Origin of the sequence: Legionella sp. 16cNR16C (assembly GCF_021297775.1) — a bacterium.
GTDB classification, from domain to species: domain Bacteria; phylum Pseudomonadota; class Gammaproteobacteria; order Legionellales; family Legionellaceae; genus Legionella_C; species Legionella_C quinlivanii_A.
In genome coordinates this window covers 477,319-496,327 of record NZ_JAJTMX010000003.1, presented here as the reverse complement: position 1 = coordinate 496,327, position 19,009 = coordinate 477,319, and the positions used below count along the sequence as shown (strand labels likewise).

Genomic DNA, 19,009 nt, shown 5'->3' with positions numbered 1-19,009 from the left:
ATTACTGCCCTGACTTCAAGTTGTATTTAAATTATTGTATACTTCCCTGCCCATCAATTTTAGCATTTTCCCTGGTCGCGGGCAAAATGCCGGGTAAATTTAACGATTTTTATTTATTTGGAGATTTTTTAATGCCTATTTTACTGGAAGCCGAATCAAGAACTGATATGGGAAAAGGTGCGAGCCGCCGCCTGCGTCGTCTTGAAAATAAAGTTCCTGCCATTCTTTACGGCGGCGACAAAAAACCACAAACAATCCATTTATTACATAATAAAGTGATCAAGGCACTTGAACAGGAAAGTATTTACGCAAGTATTTTTGATCTGAAAGTGGATGGCAAGGTTGAGCATGTTATTCTTAAAGATTTACAACGTCATCCTTATAAGCCTATTGTTCTGCATATGGATTTACAACGTGTTTCTGCTAAAGATGTACTGATTAAACACGTCCCTGTTCATTTCACGAACGAACAGCAATGCAAAGCAGTTAAAGCAGGCGGTATTGTTAACCACACGATGACGCAGGTTGAAGTTCGTTGCCAGGCAAAAGATTTACCTGAATTTATTGAAGTTGATTTGTCCAGCATGGTAATGGACCAGGTAATTCATTTATCTGACCTGAAAATGCCTAAAGGCGTTCAACTTACTATTGACCTGGCAGACGGCACTCACAATCATCCAGTAGTCAGCATTCATGCTCCCAGAGGCAGTGCAGGCGATGCGGAAGAAGGTGAATCCGCAGAAGCAGCAGAATAATTGTTTTGGAAGAGGCGCAAACCGCCTCTTCCCTGATTTGCTTATTTTATGACTATTAAATTAATAATTGGCCTTCGCAACCCGGGTTCAGCCTATGCGCCTACTCGGCATAATGCCGGCGCCTGGTTCGTAGAAGCTTTAGCACAACATTGTGATCTGGCTTTCAAAACTGAAAAGAAATTAAATGCTGAACTGGCAACTTTGGATGGCCGCTGCCGGCTTCTCCTTCCATTAACCTTCATGAATAACAGCGGTCTCCCAGCGCGGGAAGTTGCCCAGTTTTATCGTATAAAACCTGAAGAAATTCTGGTTGTTCATGATGAACTTGATTTGCCCGCAGGCCGAATCAAGCTGAAATCAGGTGGAGGACATGGCGGACATAATGGCTTACGCGATATTATCGCTCATCTTGGCAGCCAGGCGTTTCATCGCCTGCGAGTGGGAATTGATCACCCGGGCCACAAAGATTTGGTGCTTAATTATGTGCTGGGTAAACCATCGCAGAATGACAAACAATTAATTCTGGAAGCAATTGATCGGGCTATCCAGGCTGCACCGACCATTATTGACGGCAATATTGCTGCCGCAATGAATGTCATTAATGGATAATAACTCATCAATTGATGAGCTTAATTGATTTTGAAGTGAGGTTACTATGGGATTTAAATGCGGTATCGTCGGCTTACCCAATGTCGGTAAATCGACATTATTCAACGCGCTGACCAAGGCAGGAATTGAAGCAGCCAACTATCCTTTCTGTACCATAGAACCTAATGTGGGGATTGTAACTGTTCCCGATCCGCGCCTTGATGCGCTTAGTGCTATCGTTAAACCCCAGCAAACCCTGCCGACTACCATGCAGTTTGTTGATATCGCAGGATTAGTTAAAGGGGCTGCCAAAGGAGAAGGGCTTGGAAATCAATTCCTGGCAAATATTCGCGAGACAGACGCTATCGCCCATGTGGTCCGCTGTTTTGATAATTCCGATGTAATTCATGTTGACGGACGAGTAGATCCACTGTCTGACATTGAAATCATTAATACGGAACTGGCGCTTGCCGATATGGAAACCGTCGATAAAGCCATCCTGAAATCCGCAAAAAACAGCAGGAGCGGTAATAAGGAAGCGCTTTTTGAAAAGCAGACTCTTGAGAAAATTAAAACGCATCTCGATGAGGGAATCCCGGTAAGAACCCTGGCATTAACCAATGAAGAAGATCAGATTATTAAACGGCTCTTCCTGTTGACAGCCAAGCCGGTGCTCTATATTGCCAACGTAAGCGATGAAGGTCAGGAAAATAATCCTTATCTTGATAAGGTCAAAGAGCTGGCCGCCAGCGAAAATGCCAAAGTGGTTGCTCTATGTGCATCAACCGAATCAGATCTGATTGATTTGGATGATGAAGAGCGTGTTGAATATATGAAGGAACTCGGCATTTCCGAGCCTGGTCTGAACCGGGTAATTCGTGCAGGTTATGACCTGCTGGGCTTACAAACCTATTTCACTGCCGGCGTTAAAGAGGTTCGCGCCTGGACGGTGGCGAAAGGAGCCACAGCGCCGCAGGCAGCCGGCGTTATTCACACCGATTTTGAGAAAGGCTTTATCCGCGCTGAAGTAATTGCTTATGAAGATTTTATTCAGAATCGTGGCGAACAAGGTGCAAAGGAAGCAGGCAAATTGCGGTTGGAAGGGAAAGACTACATTGTTCGCGATGGCGATGTGATGCATTTCAGATTTAATGTCTGATACCTGTAGCTCTCCATCGATACGAAAATAGCTTTCTCTTCAGGATCAACGGGACTCGGAAACCATTCTCCTGCGTCCCACGACTTCGACCTTCTACCCTACGTACCGCGACTTGTTCGCGGTATCCAGAAATGCCTGTATCCACGCCCAACCTGGATGCCTCGGACAAGCCGAGGCACGTAGGGAGGGGAATACCTCAATCTGAATGCCTTAGACAAGCCGAGGGTCGTAAAGGGCCAAAATACTTCAATCAGGGATTAATTACCTGACTAATTTCATAAATTTTCCGCTCTATACTATAAAGACCTTTAAAATCATCAGGTACTTCGCTTCGCATTGCTGCAGCGTGGTGCTCCAGATAAGACTGATAGGCTAGATAGTTTTTCACATAATAGTCGACCTTGATTTTTTTCCATGAAACCGGTTCTGTTTCGATGCAGGTCAATACTTCAGCTTTTAAAAAGCCTTCAATATCAAGTAATTTACCGACATGCGTGTTGAGCCATACCATGTATTCATCGAATATATCCGGATGAATTTCCACGCTGATTTCATATTTTATCATGGCCATTTTTCGCCTAGCTGCTTATCGCATTATAAGAACCTGCCAGATAATTATTATTGACCTGACGGGTCATTAAATAATAATTAATTAGTTCCGCAAGATTCTTCATTCCCAGTTTCCTCATGATATTCGCTCGATGGATTTCTACTGTGGACAGTGCAATATTGAGCGTATAGCCGATCTCTTTGTTCATTTTGCCATTAATTACATATTCCAGAACTTCCTTTTCCCGAGGCGTTAATTTCATCATATCGTCTTTAAACCGGGTGACAGTATTGCACAAGGGAATAGCAGCAAATGACTTCTGCACTGCAGCCAGTAGTTGCTGGTTATTAAAAGGCTTGGGGATGAAATCAAACGCGCCAATTTTCATAGCTCTTACAGCCATTTCAATATCACCATGCGCAGTAATAAAAATAACAGGCAGTAAATTTTTGCTTTGTGTCAAACTCTCCTGTAACTCCAATCCCCCCATGTTTGGAAGCCGCACATCCAGAATGATACAGCCATTCTGAACCTCTCCACGTTGAAAAGCTTCCAGAAAAAGATAGGGATCATTGTAACAAATCACCTCAATTTGCACCGATTCAAACAAGGCCATAAGCGCTCTGCTGATGGAAAGATCATCTTCTACCAGATAGACGCAAAAATTAGATTTATGCATTGATTTGACTTCCTGAATCATCAATTATTGCGTATCTTAAAGAGATTAATATCGCTTGACAATTCATTTTTAGCGAGAGCTAGCGTATAAAATATATTTCGTTTGGGCCATTATCAAGGTGATTTAATATTGAAAGTTATGTTCGTGGATAACGCTGAAAACACTAATTCCATTCCTGATGCGCAACAAATGGTGCATTGCTTACATCAGTTGACTGTGCAAAGCACGGGTAACAAAAGCCTCTACTCCCTTCTCCAGGAGCATCTGGAGCTTATCATCCAGCTGTTTAAAGTGTCTTATGCCCAATTGAGCCTGCAGAATGTGGATACTCATCAGGTGCTTATTGAAGTGGGAGAAAACCTGAGCCTTAATCCCGCCTCCATTTTGCGCCTAAGTCAAAAAGCTGAAAAAATTCATAATAGTTTCTACATTGATAATCCCGTGCTCACCGAGAATATTGCAAGCCGCTTTATACTTATTCCTGTGTCAAGCCCAACAAAAAGCGCCCTGGGCAATCTTTTAATATATTGGACACATGCAGAGAGACCGGATGATATGAGTATCTCCTGTCTTGAGTTAATTGCTTATCATACAGGCAATTTATTACAGCAACGGGAAATTGACAGTCTTTCCAGTCTTTATAAAACAACAGCAACCGAGGAAGGTTATGCCAAAAAACTTTTTTTAGCCGCTCTTTCACATGATCTTCGCTCACCGCTTACTTCAATTTTGACCTGGGCTCAATTATTAAAAACTACCTCATCTCCTCCGGATAAATTACAAACCGGCTTGAATTTTATTGAGGAAAGTGCATTTCGACAAAATAAAATTATCGATAATCTTATTCACATTTCCGAAGTGCTTTTAAATAAAACACCAATGGAATTTGAGTTCACTGATGTCAATTCCATTCTTAACAAATCTCTGCAATCAGTTATTTCGCTGGTACAAAACCGAAACCTGCAAGTTAAAAAATGTCTGACGCCGCACCCGCTCATAATTCGCGCGGACTCGTTCCGGATTAAACAGGTTTTTTGTAATTTGCTCGCCAATGCTATTAAATTCAGTTTTGAAAGCGGAGAGTTATTGATCAAAACAGAGCATTTGGTTTTAAATAAAAAGAGTTATGCCCAGATCGCGTTCGAGGATCATGGTGTGGGTATGAAAAAAGAACAATTAACAAGAATTCTTCGACTATTTAATAAAGACGATGGTATAAAGGCTAAAGAGGGAATGGGAATCGGCCTTGCTTTTTCTGCCTATCTGGTCAAATTGCACAACGGTTTTATGGATGCAGAGAATAAGGGAGAGAATAAAGGCGCTATTTTCAGGGTCATGATACCGCTGGTTTAATTATGAATAGTGGTTAACCATTAGTGCAAAGTTAAAAACCTGTATTTTTTGATTGATAAGAACAGGTTATCGTTTCAGTTCTTTCTTATAATTCAAGGCATTGAGGAAATAGAATGACTGAACGATTAACAGGTAAGGTAAAATGGTTTGATCCCAAAAAAGGATTTGGGTTCATCCATGCTGATGGGCAAGACTATTTTGTGCATTTTCGTAATATTCAGGCGACAGGATTCAGAACATTGACTGAAGGAGCTGAAGTGAGTTTTTCTCCTTGTAAGGAAGATAAGGGATTGAAAGCATGCGAAGTAGAAATTATTAACCGGGTCTGAATTTGAAAATGCGATGAAAAATTAAACATTTGTTAGAGACAAGGAGAGCTCTAGTTAAAATGGAAATTTTGAAACTAAATGCTTTACAGGGGCCAAATTGCTGGTCAAATACACATACCCGTTTAATAGTCCTGGAACTGGATCTGTTAAACTACGGGGCGCGCCCAAGTAACTCACTTCAGGGATTTACTGAGGCCTTGGAAAAGCTGCTCCCTTCTCTGGCAGAAAGCCCATCTTTGGATAATTGCGAGGGGGGATTTTTGCAAAGACTGCGAAGAGGTATCCCCTTAAGCAGCGTCATTGAACAAGTCGCTCTTGAATTACAATCTCTGTCAGGCATGAGATGCAGTTTCGGCAGGACCCACTATGTTGCAAGCAAGGGGGTGTATCAGATTGTTTTTGGTTATGAATTCGAGAAAGCAGGCTTATACGCAGCGAAAACCGCAGTCTCTATCGTCGAGTGTCTGGCGCTAAGCAAACCTTATCTTTGCCTGGAAAACGATCTGTCCTATCTGCAACAAATCCGACAACTTGCCAGTCCAGCCCCAGGTATTCTGTCTATTTTAAAAGAAGCTGAGAAGAGAAATATACCTTATTATCGGCTTGATAACGAACCGTTCTATCGGCTTGGACAAGGATGTAATCAAAAGCTTCTTTGCGCAACCCTTGGGTCTCAAAATAGCAGTATCGGTGTTGATAATACTTATGATGAAACAGCAGTGAAAAAAATTCTGGATTCTCAATGCATACCCGTAACTCAAAGTTCGAGTGTCAAAGGTCAGAGTTTTATTTTTCTAGTCATTAATTTCAAACTGGCTGCGGTGATCAAACAGAACCAGCCAATCGCCCAAATTAAAGAAGAAAAAGAAATCACCCCAACGGAGGCTACGTCTCAAACCCATCCTTCCTATGCATTTCTTGCGGAGCGGGTTGCAAGGCTAATGCATCTTAGCATATGCGAAGTGGTTATAGTGAGTGAAGATATTCGTTTACCACTTAATGAGACCAGCAAAGCAGTCTATGAAGTGAATGCAACTCCCCGCCTTGGCCAGTATCCCCTTGTAAAACCTATTGCAGCATCTATTATTGATATGCTCTATCCACCTAATCAATCTTCACGCATTCCCATAGTTGCTTTCTCCGGCGTCAAAGGGCAGCCAGGACTGGCTCAATTAATTGCGTCAATGGCGGAAAAATACGATTTTTCAAGTGGATTTACCTCTATTAACGGAGCCTGTATTACTGGACAGCCAATTACCTTTGCCAACGACAAGCCATTTAACCAGGTGAGAGCAGTATTAAGGGATCCTGCCGTAAACTTTGCGGTTTTTGAATGCGATGCCGAAAGTATCTATGATTTCGGGCTGGCGTTTGACCACTGTGATGTCGGCATCGTAATGAGTGTTGCAAAAGAAAACTCAGATTTTGAACGAGTCAAAGAAACCCTGGTACGCAGCGTCCACTCTAAAGGCTACTGTATTTTAAATGCAGATGATGATCAGGTTTATACGATGCGAACAGTTCCTGATTGCCCCGTGGCTTTATTCAGTCTGAATGCCGATAATTTAAGAATTAGCGAACACTGCCAGCAAAATGGCCTGACAGCTTATTTTGAGGACCAGTTCCTAATCGTTCGTAAAGGCAATAAAATCAAATGCCGCATTTATCTGCCTGAAATAACTCAGGGCAGCATCGCGCAAAATATTCTGGCAACAGTGCTGGTATATGCTTGTTTTGAATTTAATATGGACTCTATCGATAGAAAACTTGCCAGCATTCTGGAGAAAGAGCAATCTGATACGCCTCGCCTATACGACCTTGTTCCTGAATAAGCGAAGCGCAGTTGGCTCAGCGCTAGTGAGTTAAAGCAAGCAAGTCTGCCAGATCGTTGGCGTGATCCTCTTCTTCCTCAAGAATCACTTCCAGCATGCGCCGTGTGGTGGGATCTTCCTGCCCAAACCAGGCGATTAATTTGCGATAGACCATAATCGCAATTCGCTCAGCAACCAGATCATCCTCAATCATACCGCGCAAATCGGTACTGGAACCGAACTCTGTAGCAGAACGTGAAAGAATGTTGGCAGGATTGAAATCAGGGTCACCTCCCAGCTGATTAATTCGCTCAGCAATCATCAGCATATGATGCTCTTCCTGCTGCGCATGTTCTTCAAATTCTGCAGCCACCTGGATGTAATCAATGCCCTTGGCAATAATCTGATGGTGGCGATAGCGCAATACACATAAGATCTCTGTCGCCAAAGCATCATTTAACAACTTGCAGGCCTGCGTTAAATCAAGCGGATAGTCACAGGTCACCGCACCGTCTTGTAGACTATTTCTCGCTTCGTTTCGTATTTCCTGCAGATTATAGGGAACAGCAACCTGTTCTTTGTCCTTCATTATCTATCCTTGACTAGACGATTTATAAAACATTATAGACAATATTTAACATTAACAACCAAATAAAATACACCCTGATGCTAAGGAAAACCACTAATAAATCCTGTAAATTCCACTATTTATAAATAAATACAAACAAGAGATGATAAATAATAGTCGTTTTTCCCTTAAATCGCGCTAACCATGACATACGCTACTATACAATTAATGGAGTAAATTTTATGACGGATAAAATTAAAGGAAAGGTTAAATGGTTTAATGCTAAAAAAGGTTATGGATTTATTATGGCCAATAATGAGGATTATTTCGTGCATTTTCGAGAGATTCAGTGCACAGGCTTTCGCACTCTGATAGAAGGTTCAGAAGTAACGTTCGTTGCAGAGCACACCGTAAGAGGTCCACAAGCTCTGAATGTAGAAGTTACAGGCTCTGAGACAAGGAATTGAGGCGCAGTTTTGCGAAACTCGTCAACAATTACTGACCACTCTGTGCTTCCTTTTATATTTGTTTTCCCCTTTGCTGCACCAGAAAATTTCCCGCCCAAGCGGGAAATTAAACTGGCTCCTTCGTCAGGAACTAATAAGAAGAACCACTTGAACTGCCGCTGCCTGTTCCAGTACTACCTGTTCCAGGATTGGTTGTACCTGTACCTGTCCCTGTGCTGTCAGTTCCAGGATTGGTTGTGCCTGTGCCTGTTCCGGTGCTGTCAGTTCCAGGATTGGTTGTGCCTGTTCCGGTATTATTGGTTCCAGGATTTGTTGTAGTATTGTTGTCTGTACCCGTTCCGGTAGTTCCTGTCGTGGAGTCTGTTCCGTTAGTTCCTGTACTCGTGCTGCCTGTACCCGTTGTAGAGGAAGTGCCCGTATCAGGAGTGCTGGTTGCATTAGTGCCGGTTGATGTGGTGGAATTCGTGCTGCTGCCTGTGTTGGCATGCAGAGAAAATGCCATCACGGTGAATAGAAATGCTATCATCCTTTTCATATTTATCTCCTAATTATGAATTTTTATTTAAGATCGTTTGATTTATTGAATTGAACGGCGGATCTGGACTGAACTATCATTTGTCCTTAATTGTTCTTACCCTTTAAGTTTAGTACAAAATAACCCGAGCAAACGCCAGTTTATAAAACTATTTCAGCCGGATAAATTATTTTATGATAGACTAAGTTCAATTTAATCCATACCAGGAGTAAGAATGGAAAGCATGTTCACCTGTCTTGTTCTCTTATTTATCCTGGTTATTTCGGGCGTGGTTTCCCGATTATTACCGTCATTACCCTCACCACTGGTCCAAATTGCGCTGGGAGCGCTTGCCAGCAGCCTGTCCCCCAACTTTTATATTGGTTTTAATCCTGAGTTGTTCATGCTGTTGTTCATACCTCCATTATTATTCAGCGACAGCTGGCATTTCCCTAAAAGAGAGTTCTTTTCCAATACCCGCCCGATTATTATGCTCTCAATCGGGCTCGTGTTTTTTACGGTCGCCGGCATGGGGTATCTGCTTCACTGGCTTGAACCCTCAATCCCATTAGCAGCCTGCTTCGCACTGGCCGCAGCTTTATCACCGACTGACGCTGTATCTTTAAAATCAATGACAAGCAAAACCGGAATGCCCGAGCGTTTGCGGCATATTCTGCAGGGCGAGGCATTATTAAATGACGCCTCTGGCCTTGTGTCATTTAAATTTTCAGTTACCGCGATGCTGACCGGTTTCTTTTCCTTCACTAATGCCACTATCAGTCTGCTTCTGGTGGGATTAGGAGGAATTATCATTGGCGTTCTGCTGACCTATTTATTCATTGCCGCCCTCGGACAGCTAAGCCGTCGAAACGCCAGTGAAACCACCACCGAAAATCTGCTGCTTTTACTTTTGCCTTACGCAGCCTATCTTGCAGCCGAACATCTGGGATGCTCAGGCATTATTGCCGCAGTGGCTGCCGGTTTTACCCTCGATCAGGCAGGTTTTCTGGATAAGACAATGGCTATCATGCGCATTGAAGGCCGCTTTGTCTGGGGAATGCTCGAAACTACCTTAAATGGCATCATTTTCATTTTACTGGGTTTATATTTACCCAATTCCTTTCAAATCATTGCTTATACCGGCACCAGCGTATCGAATTGCTTCCTGATTATTGCATTGATAACCTGCTCTCTGATTGCGCTCAGGGCGCTCTGGATTTATCTGACCTTGCCTTTTGAGGCAATGATAGCGAGACGAAAACAGACAGAGTGGAAAATCCCCAATTTAAAAATTGTAACCGCTATAGCGTTTGGCGGAATTCGCGGAGCTATCGCTTTAGCAGCAATCCTTTCATTACCTACCTGGATGCCTGACGGCTCACCCTTCCCCATGAGGGATCTCTTAATCAGCGTAGTCGTGGGGGTCGTACTCTGTTCCCTGTTATTGAGTGCAATAGTACTGCCTCTCATTATTCCTAGCCTGCGCTCTTTAATTATCGAATCGCCGGATGATGAAGAGTTTCAGGCACGAATCGCTGCAGCCCAGGCCGGTATACAGGCTATAGAACAGGAACTTGCTCAACTGGCCGAGAATTTAAATGAAGAAGAACTCAATCTGTGCACACAGGTGGGCAAAACACTTACCGCTTCCCTTAGCCAATTTGTTTCCTCCAGTGTCGGCGGAGAAACAGAGAAAATGGCAAGTCTGAAAGCACTTGATTTTGAAGAATCTTTACGCCTGGCAGCCCTGGAAGGCGCTCGCAAAGAGCTAAGACAGCTTCGCAAAAAGGGACGAATTAATAATTCCACGATGATTGGCATTATCCACTTACTGGATATTCGCCAGCTTTCCCTGGTGGATAATTACAGACAATCTCAATTAAAAAAAATTAAGCGCTGAAAGCGGCTCATTTTCCAGAACTGAGCAAGTTAGAGCTGCTATCATTGAGTCTCGCCAATAATTCAGTAGTTATAAGCTCTCCCTCCATCTGCCCGCTAATCATTTCAGAGGAGGTCAGATAACTCAAGCCCAACGCCAGCTCTTTAATTTCCGAGCCCATCTCCTGTGAGAGGTACTGGCGAATACGATCGATTAAAGCGAGACAACCCTCTCGGTCTGTCATTGGTAACAGAAAAAACATAGTACCTTCCATCCTGGAGGATAAATCACTTTCGCGAAAGATTTGCCGCAATTTTTTAAAAAATTGTCCCATAGCCCGCTCGGTATTAACAATCCCTTTCTCATGCAGTAATTGATCTTCATTGAGAATGCGCAAGGTCATTATGCTGAAATACCAGGTGTTATAACGTTCTGCCAGTTTGGCTTGCCAGGATACAATCGCCATAAAAACGATATAGTCAATGACATTAAAAAACTGATGAAAATTATGATAAATTTCCTTTTCAATACCCTGCACCAGATATTCAGCTCTCCGGGTTAATGAATAATCATACAAATATCTTGTTTTTAATTCATCAATGAAAAAAAGACGCTGACAAACCAAACACATCATATTCACTTCCGCTTCAGCAAAAAAATGCCCACAATCCATACACATTTTATCTTCGACAGGCTTATCATAATCCACACCCAGTTCTTCGAGCTTGGTATTACAGCGGCTGCAAATCAATCGCTCCCGACGAAGAAACTCTGGAACAGGCCCTATTTTGCCGCAAGTATAACAATGAACAAAATTCTGTAATTTAATACGAATCGAATGGCAGCTGGGGCAGGAATTTTTTAAATTTAACAGACCGGAACTACAGAAACTGCAAATCTTGATTTCATCAATCAAATTATGCTGAGAAAGGATATCCCTTAAGACCAAATCTTCAAGAAATTCCCAGTCATCCCTTTTCTCCTCCGGAGAAGAAAACAGAGTAATTAATGGAAAATAATAGACATATGGATTGTGATAACTAATCTGACCTCTTAATTTTAATTCGGGACGTGTATAAAGATAAGTGCTGAGCATTACCTCTTTCTCTTCTGACAAAAGCACATTCCCCGGAATTTTTTTTAAACGCTGATGAATCGCATGAGCTTTAGTCAATAATTCATCGTCAGCCGAGCCATCAAATAAGTCATGGAGAGACTCATCAATGTCACCATGGTAGAAAATAGGCGTATACCGATACGTCGGAATCGAACGGAGTTCGCGCAACAAGGCAACCCACTCCTGCCGCTCTTTCTTAGACATCACAATGGCATAGGGGGATTGCTTTGGAAGCTCATTGATCTGCCCCACGATTTCTACCTTGAACGGTAAAAATTTATCATCGCTAATATTGCTAATCATCCAAATTGATTGCGGATTATTTATTGTCATTGCGGTTATCCTGACTCAACTTATATTTTGAGTTTAGACCATTTACATTTTGAATACCGCAAAGAGCAGGCATGTTTATAGCATGACAGGTCTGTTGCGGTCCTCTTCAAACTTGACATTATCGCTGACCCGACTTAGCATGCGAGCATAACAAGCGCAGGGGCAGATTATGACGGTTAATCGTTTGAGGGCATTAGTCAGCGAAGACTTTGAAGCCGTTAATTCATTAATTATTGACAAAATCCAGTCACAGGTCGGATTAATTGAAGACTTGTCGCACTATATTGTCCAGAGCGGCGGTAAACGCTTACGCCCACTTCTGTTATTATTAGCGAGCCACGCCTGTGGATATGAAGGACGGGATCATATTCCCCTGGCCGCCATGATTGAATATTTTCACACTGCAACCTTATTACACGATGATGTGGTTGACGAATCCACCTTAAGACGCGGAAGAGAAACTGCTAATGAAATCTGGGGCAGTAAAGCAAGTATACTCGTAGGGGATTATCTCTTCACCCAGTCCGTTCAGTTGATGGTGAATGTGCACAACTGGTCAGTTCTTCACCTTCTGGCTGACACCTCTCATCAAATAAGCTGTGGGGAAGTCAAGCAGCTGGTCAACAAGCATAATTCCTCACTAACAGTCAAAGACTATTATGATGTGATTCGCGCAAAAACCGCCCTGTTATTTGCCGCCGCCGCATCGATTGGCGCTATCCTTAGCAATGCCGGTGAACCTTTGGAAAAGGCGCTATATGCCTATGGACTTCATTTAGGAAACGCCTTTCAGCTCATTGATGATGCCCTGGATTACTGTGCAGACAGTAAAACCATCGGCAAAAATATCGGCGATGATCTTGCAGATGGAAAGGCAACCATGCCATTATTACATGCACTGGAGCATTCAAATCCAGAACAACAGCAAATTATCAGAGAAAGCCTGCAAACGGGCAATCGCGATAAGCTGGAAGCTATATTGCAAATAATCGAAGAAACGCAATCCATTGCCTACACAAAGCAATGTGCGGCAGAGGAAGTCAACCACGCGCTTTGCGCTCTGGATATTCTGCCCGCATCCCAGTACAAAACAGCGCTGGTGGAATTGGCCGAATTTGCGATAAATCGCAATCACTAAAATCAACGGAGTGTAGCTCAGACTGGTAGAGCACTGCCTTCGGGAGGCAGGGGTCGCAGGTTCAATTCCTGTCACTCCGACCAATAAAATCAATGGGTTACGTTATTTCCCGACAAAGCACCAGCTTTTGCAGGGTGCATATAGGGTGCAAATTGATTGAATTAATATACCTATAATTGCATATCCATATATGCCTATGAGCAAGGTACTCCCTGATATTTAGCCTTGACATAATACTCAAATTGACTTGCTTAAGGTCTCTCTGCAAGTTTTCATATTACTTAAACCCTTGGCATAACCTTCCAGTCTGTTATAGCTAGGTCCAGTTTGAAAGAAGGCTGAGGAGATTGTTAATAATCAGAAGGCTTTATCGTGAAAGGAAATTTAAAGATACAATGGAATAAAATCACTCATATGGAAGTATGAGTGATTTCTGTTTGCCTTTAGGGAGATGCCCCTGCCTGCATAAGGTCTACTCAAATTTAGCTTGCTGTGATGGCTCTTGAAATAACCCATCCAAAATATGATAAGCCTCATTCCAAACTTCCAAAGTAATTGATGGCGCATCGTTTGAGGGCATTCCTCTATCATTCAAAAACCTAATATCGCTGCCTAATTTCTTTGATGCTACTTCTTCTAGTTTCGCTCGTATAGCCATTTCAATTGTAATAGCAGCCTCGGTTGATACTGCTTTTATTTCGATCCCTTTATTCGATGCTGGCTCAATACTTTCAATTAGCTTGGCTTCAAGATTAAATTTTTCTGCAAATTCATCAACTTTATCTTTTTGCCTAGCCGGCTCTTTAAAAAAGTTATATTTTTCAAGGAATTTCTCAGATTTTGGTTTACCGAAAAAGAAGTTTAAAAATTTCGCAACAAAACCTTCTCTTTGGATTTCACGACGATGTGTTTTAAATACACTCTCTGAATCTTTATACCCATACATCGTAATCCTTACATCATTATAGTTATTTTTAAATGTTTCAAAAATAATATCCAAATCTACCACTTCCTGAGAATCAGCTTGATTTTTTACAGTATTGTATAGGGCGATCAAAAGATTCAACTTAGCCAATTTAACAGTGAAGTTATTTCCACTGAATTCATTGCTAAGCGAAATTACACTGGGTATTAGATCAGTAGCCTCTTTAGTCACTTTTAAAGTGTATTGCTGAGATAAGCGTCCGTCATACCTTTCTTGAGGGGTAAAATATTTTTTATCAGAATGGGTTAGATTTTGTTCATAAATTCTGTTTATATGTTCATATAACTCTTTTAAAAATTTTGTTTTTTCTTCCTGTGTATGTAATTTCATCTCTAGCCTTAAATGTTTTTCATAAATTTTACACAAAGATCAATAAATAGTCAATCATAGGTTTGTGTCTATCTATCTTGAAAACGGCATATCGTTGCTTTAATTAGATGTTTTAGCTACTGATCGTTCAGATCGTAAATATCTTCCCCTGGAACTTGACAAATACTTTGAGGATTAGTGACATAATCATAGTATTCATTTGAAAATTTTGAAAAAAAATGTTTAATCGAGTTCAGACGCTCCAGGTCTTGTCGGGTCATTACATGGTAATTTTAAAAACTTTAGTTTCATTACCGTCATTACAATTTGTTCTAAATCATTGGTTGGTGAAATACCTAACATATCGTAATAAGTCATGAATACTCTGTTCTTAATTGGCCTTAATAAGAGTATAGATGTTGTATACTGTTGATAATTAAACGCAGAGCCTCATTTAATATGGGCAATAACTTTATAATATGGGCAATAACTTTACCTATTAGAGACGGATCAGACTCAAGAAGCCAATAGCTTCGATGGCGGTAACGCTATAAACAAATAACCGGCTGCATCTTGTAGGTTAAAAACTCATAGAGCAACTTGAACATTTAGTGTAAACTATAAACATTTTGACCAGAAAACACCTTCAATGCAAGAAAAAATCGATAACAGCTTGGCTTTGATTAAATCAAAAACCAAAGCCAGGAACGATGCATCAGTATTAACTTTACAATTACATGACTCTCAAATTCAAGATCTTATCGACACCTCATTTTCGTTAGTCCGAATGATTGGTGAAGGTGAGATTCTGCTTATGCCTGGTAGAAGTCCAGCTCTTCACGCATTTATTTTAAAAGCAGCAGGTCATCCCTGCTTTCATTTTCCTTGCTCAGGCCGTTTTTATGCTTTTAATTCTTATCCGGAAAATAATCAATTGGAAGGCATGCGCGCCAATTTGGAACGAATAGGACTTAATATCGAACTTTTACAAACAACAAAAAAAATCCACCTTTTTGATTACATTGATAGCGGCGCATGTATTGAAGGCCTTTTAATGCTATTTGCGCATTGGGCTTATGATATTAAATATAATAATGGGAGAGCTAGCTCGGCTAAAATGTTTCACGATATAGCCTATAGCAGTGAAGAGTATAAACATTTTCTGGCTAAATTCAGTGTTCACGCCATGGGAAAGCTTAGTCTCTATATGTTCCCTCATCTTAAAACAATACAAAAGCATAGTTTTAATAAATATGGTCATCTATCAATGCCTTATTTTGCTAATGCAATATATGCAAGGACTATCTATTTTCCAAGAGAATGCTGGCATCTTGATGCCACCAAAATACATATTGAAGATTTAAATCCTGAATTTGCTAAAGAAGTCCGCATTCAGGAAATTTCAATATTGGAAAAATTGCTCGAGCATTCTTTAGCGGGACATTACAACCTCGCTGGATTGGAACGAACTTTTGAAGCGGCTATAACCAATTTGAAAATCACGGAAATTGCCAGTTCCTATAACAGATATCGTTTTTTATCTGCTGCAATTTCTCCAAGACCGACTTACTCTATGCGGATCCAAATTCTTGAGGAATTGATTCCATTAGAAGAAGTACAGAATTGCGCTTTGCAGTGATTAGTTGATTACCATATATGCCCTTAATAATATTATGTATCTCAAAAATAGGTGCTTAAAGTAGTTCAATAAAACCACTATTTCCTAAGATTTTAGAAGTGGATCAGGCAATCAATATTCCTTATATTTTAGGAACTTACCGCTTAAATTTATTGATACTCGATCCCCTGCCGGGTCAGGTTCGCGTTGCAAATCCATCTTAAAATCAATAGCGCTCATGATGCCATCACCAAATTCTTCCTGAATTAGTTCTTTAAATGTGGTGCCATAAACACTCACTAATTCATAAAAACGATAGATTAGTGGATCGGTTGGAACGGCTGTTGGCAAAGAACCGCGATGAGGTACTGTTTGCAATATCGCCAAAGCTTCCTTTGGTAAGTCAAATAATTTGACCACTGTTTCTGCTTGCGTAGCATTAAATGTCATTTGCCCAAGGCAGCCTGCGGTAACCCACTCTTTGCTGCCGCCAACTGCTTTAGCTACCTCCGCCCAACGCAGTTTCTTTTGTACTCGTGCAGCTAGGATCAACTCCGTTATTGTTGCCCTGTCCATGGTTTTCCTTATTAGTTAGTACTTGAGTTTCGCCCTGAGTTTTTGTGCTAATGCTTGCAAGTAGTGATCCATAAATTCCGACCATTTGTTTTAAATACATCTATGCTAAAGCGTCAGCTGGAATGGGAGCCTTAAATAACCCATCAATTTTAAACTAGCTGAAGCCGGGCCTATTAGTATTTTCTTCAACCTGCGTATCCGTATTTTGAATGCAAAAAGATTGCTCTAAAGCAGAACAGCTCCTGTTGGTGCTGTTTTCAATTTCTGTGAGCTTTGACAAAAGTGCTGCTTCGCTATAAAACTCATTCCCTAGTGTTCCATCATGTCTGTGTCCCGTGATGTCTTTAATCCGCTCATGTTCAAACTGTTGTTTTTTAAGCTCACGACTAGCTGCTTCAAAACTTGATACATCGCCCCAACTATAGTAGCGCTTACTATCGGTTGAAATCAGGTCGAGAACACGTAATGCGTAATCAAATTGCTCAAGTCTTTTTTTGTCGAGCTCAATTTTTTGCCATATGTTTTTAGGTCTATTCAGATAATATAACTCATCTTCCCTGCTGTTCTTAATTCGTACATAAGCCCCATTTAATACAGGCAGAGAAAAAGGCACTTCAGGTTTTGATGGCAGTACAAAAAGAAGGCAGCCTTCCAGAATGTGATTAGGGGTAATTGGAGGCGTATCATTTGGGTTTTTAGCGATTAGTAATGCTGACTTTAGTAGATAGCGCTGAGCTTCACGGAAATCTTTCGGATACCCCTTATCGCCCCGATAGAAAGCCCCTCCAACTAGGTAGTTGTGCATAATTTGTTGAACAAGCGTACCAGAATTGACAAATTGAAACGATTTACGCATTTGGTCGATTTGAAGTTTGTCTAGCATTTTATTCCCTGTTACAGGCCAATCTTATAAATATATGGCCATTGTGTACATATTTTGATTATACCGGAATTGATTTTTGGAAGCAACACAACAACAATTGCTGAGTTTGTTCTGAGACATAAGCTCCATTGATAAAGTAAGAAATAGCCATTAAAGACCATAAGTAGATTTAAGTGATTAACTTCAAATAGCTCTCTGGCATTTACTTCATTAGATTCTCAGGCCCATCATGTCCTTTTTCTTGCTGAAGCTTTGGAGCCTCTCTTTTTACCACATCACACATGGCAGAACAGCGGCTGAGATGGACAATTAAATTGCTGGTATGATCTGATTTTTTTAAGATGGCATTGTACTTCAGCTTATCAACATGCGCCTTAATCTCATCAATGGAGTTTGCATCCCCAATCTTATCTATAAGCAGTTTGGCATACTCCACTTTGGTTGCGGTTAATGCCCGATCTCGAAAATAGCGTGTAGTCAGGGACTCAGAAAACTTACCTTGCACCAAAGATCCTCTTGAATCAATATAGCGGGTTAGCTCTCTGATACAACTTTCTTTATTATTAAGGCTGAGCTCTCTTTCATTCAGTAATATTTTTTTACCTTTCACAACTGCATCTGCCAATTTATCTTTTGTCCAGAATGAAATACTTGGCAAGGGTTTTTGAGAGCGACTATCGCTTGAGAACACGTGGTCAGCAAATTCTTTGGCCAAATCTAATTCTGAGTTTGGTCCCCAGCCGAATCGTAATTCGCGTTCACTGTTATATCCGTCAGCCAGTATTTTCGCCACAGCGGGGTTGGCTTTTAAAAAGCTGGCATCAAACATATCCGGCCTTTTTTCCTTCATGAATAATAAAGCCTTAACAGTATCCATACTTTCTGGAATTTTTTTTCTCAATACAGAGAGCCAATGATTGAAACGAGCACCCTGTTGTTCCCAGGTTTCACTGCTTATTATGCTGTTTCTGCGATTTTCTTTGCTGCTAACTTTGTCTTCCTCTTCTTTTTCCAGCAGCAAAGCCATACCAACATCTATGCAAACGGTTTGCCCCTCGGCAGTGGTTATAAAGTTAAAGGGGGCAGCATCAATGATAATACGCCCTGTACGATTGAAAATATCAATAACAGCAGTGCTGATTTCTCTATCAGTAGCCTGGCGACCTTTTATGTATGGGCAGGTCCAACCTCTGCCGAGGGGTTCTAGCTTATGGACTTCAGCAGCTGGCTTAATATGGGAGTTTATTTCATTCCATATTCTCACAGCACGTTCCGGTGTATCGGTGGCCTGACCTGCACTTTGAGGCTTTTTGAATACCAGAGTTTCTTCATCATTGACATAAGCTGTATTGAAAGCACCCTCACCCAGTTTCTTCCAGGGCATATCATTATCTCAAT

19 protein-coding genes and 1 tRNA gene are annotated in these 19,009 nt (G+C 41.3%); 11 read left to right on the top strand and 9 right to left on the bottom strand.

Annotation, left to right across the window (positions count from 1 at the left end; genetic code table 11):
* Positions 1–131 precede the first annotated feature (131 nt).
* Genes LXA66_RS12295 through ychF form a run of 3 tightly spaced genes read left to right on the top strand, consistent with a single transcriptional unit; the run spans position 132 to position 2,502 of the window.
* Positions 132–755, top strand: coding sequence for a 50S ribosomal protein L25/general stress protein Ctc (locus LXA66_RS12295; protein ID WP_233013384.1), 624 nt, complete (start codon positions 132–134; stop codon positions 753–755).
* Between the two features lie 48 nt (positions 756–803).
* Complete coding sequence (gene pth / locus LXA66_RS12290) at positions 804–1,364, top strand: aminoacyl-tRNA hydrolase (protein ID WP_133139654.1); 561 nt, start codon at positions 804–806, stop codon at positions 1,362–1,364.
* 46 nt (positions 1,365–1,410) lie between these two features.
* Complete coding sequence (ychF, locus tag LXA66_RS12285; protein ID WP_233013383.1) at positions 1,411–2,502, top strand: redox-regulated ATPase YchF; 1,092 nt, start codon at positions 1,411–1,413, stop codon at positions 2,500–2,502.
* A gap of 250 nt (positions 2,503–2,752) precedes the next feature.
* Here ychF and LXA66_RS12280 read toward each other — a convergent pair whose 3' ends face one another.
* Complete coding sequence (locus tag LXA66_RS12280; protein ID WP_233013382.1) at positions 2,753–3,073, bottom strand: DUF4286 family protein; 321 nt, start codon at positions 3,071–3,073, stop codon at positions 2,753–2,755.
* A 7-nt stretch (positions 3,074–3,080) separates the two neighbouring features.
* On the bottom strand, positions 3,081–3,731 hold the full coding sequence (locus tag LXA66_RS12275; RefSeq protein WP_233013381.1) for a response regulator transcription factor: 651 nt from the start codon (positions 3,729–3,731) through the stop codon (positions 3,081–3,083).
* Between the two features lie 138 nt (positions 3,732–3,869).
* Between LXA66_RS12275 and LXA66_RS12270 the strand changes: the two genes are divergently transcribed.
* The 3 genes from LXA66_RS12270 to LXA66_RS12260 all read left to right on the top strand — a co-directional run bounded on the left by LXA66_RS12270 (position 3,870) and on the right by LXA66_RS12260 (position 7,245).
* Complete coding sequence (locus LXA66_RS12270) at positions 3,870–5,084, top strand: sensor histidine kinase KdpD (RefSeq protein ID WP_233013944.1); 1,215 nt, start codon at positions 3,870–3,872, stop codon at positions 5,082–5,084.
* A gap of 113 nt (positions 5,085–5,197) precedes the next feature.
* Positions 5,198–5,413: a cold-shock protein gene (locus LXA66_RS12265; RefSeq protein WP_233013380.1), complete on the top strand. Its 216-nt coding sequence runs from the start codon at positions 5,198–5,200 to the stop codon at positions 5,411–5,413.
* A gap of 59 nt (positions 5,414–5,472) precedes the next feature.
* Positions 5,473–7,245 carry a Mur ligase family protein gene (locus LXA66_RS12260; RefSeq protein ID WP_233013379.1) on the top strand — a complete coding sequence of 591 codons (1,773 nt, stop codon included), beginning with the start codon at positions 5,473–5,475 and terminating at the stop codon, positions 7,243–7,245.
* A 22-nt stretch (positions 7,246–7,267) separates the two neighbouring features.
* Here LXA66_RS12260 and LXA66_RS12255 read toward each other — a convergent pair whose 3' ends face one another.
* A complete protein-coding gene (locus LXA66_RS12255; protein WP_233013378.1) occupies positions 7,268–7,813 on the bottom strand; it encodes a bacterioferritin in 546 nt (181 codons plus the stop codon).
* A gap of 221 nt (positions 7,814–8,034) precedes the next feature.
* On the opposite strand from LXA66_RS12255, the gene LXA66_RS12250 reads away from it, so the two are divergent.
* Positions 8,035–8,259 (top strand): cold-shock protein, encoded by a 225-nt coding sequence (locus LXA66_RS12250; protein ID WP_112220719.1) that lies wholly within the window; start codon positions 8,035–8,037, stop codon positions 8,257–8,259.
* A 130-nt stretch (positions 8,260–8,389) separates the two neighbouring features.
* On the opposite strand, the gene LXA66_RS12245 is transcribed toward LXA66_RS12250, so the two are convergent.
* Positions 8,390–8,794, bottom strand: a complete 405-nt coding sequence (locus tag LXA66_RS12245; RefSeq protein WP_233013377.1) for a hypothetical protein — start codon at positions 8,792–8,794, stop codon at positions 8,390–8,392.
* A 214-nt stretch (positions 8,795–9,008) separates the two neighbouring features.
* Between LXA66_RS12245 and LXA66_RS12240 the strand changes: the two genes are divergently transcribed.
* Positions 9,009–10,673, top strand: coding sequence for a Na+/H+ antiporter (locus tag LXA66_RS12240; protein WP_233013376.1), 1,665 nt, complete (start codon positions 9,009–9,011; stop codon positions 10,671–10,673).
* Between the two features lie 7 nt (positions 10,674–10,680).
* Here the strand turns inward: LXA66_RS12240 and LXA66_RS12235 are convergent, their stop codons facing one another.
* On the bottom strand, positions 10,681–12,102 hold the full coding sequence (locus LXA66_RS12235) for a hypothetical protein (RefSeq protein ID WP_233013375.1): 1,422 nt from the start codon (positions 12,100–12,102) through the stop codon (positions 10,681–10,683).
* Positions 12,103–12,271: 169 nt separating this feature from the next.
* Between LXA66_RS12235 and LXA66_RS12230 the strand changes: the two genes are divergently transcribed.
* Entirely contained in the window at positions 12,272–13,240 is a 969-nt protein-coding gene (locus LXA66_RS12230; RefSeq protein ID WP_233013374.1) for a polyprenyl synthetase family protein, read from the top strand.
* Between the two features lie 6 nt (positions 13,241–13,246).
* Positions 13,247–13,323 (top strand) — tRNA-Pro (locus tag LXA66_RS12225).
* A 389-nt stretch (positions 13,324–13,712) separates the two neighbouring features.
* Here the strand turns inward: LXA66_RS12225 and LXA66_RS12220 are convergent.
* Entirely contained in the window at positions 13,713–14,555 is an 843-nt protein-coding gene (locus LXA66_RS12220; protein ID WP_233013373.1) for a hypothetical protein, read from the bottom strand.
* A 628-nt stretch (positions 14,556–15,183) separates the two neighbouring features.
* Between LXA66_RS12220 and LXA66_RS12215 the strand changes: the two genes are divergently transcribed.
* Entirely contained in the window at positions 15,184–16,173 is a 990-nt protein-coding gene (locus LXA66_RS12215; RefSeq protein ID WP_233013372.1) for a hypothetical protein, read from the top strand.
* Between the two features lie 111 nt (positions 16,174–16,284).
* Here LXA66_RS12215 and cynS read toward each other — a convergent pair whose 3' ends face one another.
* From cynS to LXA66_RS12200, 3 genes are all read right to left on the bottom strand, one after another.
* A complete protein-coding gene (gene cynS / locus LXA66_RS12210; protein ID WP_233013371.1) occupies positions 16,285–16,728 on the bottom strand; it encodes a cyanase in 444 nt (147 codons plus the stop codon).
* 154 nt (positions 16,729–16,882) lie between these two features.
* A complete protein-coding gene (locus tag LXA66_RS12205; RefSeq protein WP_233013370.1) occupies positions 16,883–17,611 on the bottom strand; it encodes a hypothetical protein in 729 nt (242 codons plus the stop codon).
* Positions 17,612–17,813: 202 nt separating this feature from the next.
* Positions 17,814–18,995, bottom strand: coding sequence for a hypothetical protein (locus tag LXA66_RS12200; RefSeq protein ID WP_233013369.1), 1,182 nt, complete (start codon positions 18,993–18,995; stop codon positions 17,814–17,816).
* Positions 18,996–19,009: the final 14 nt, after the last annotated feature.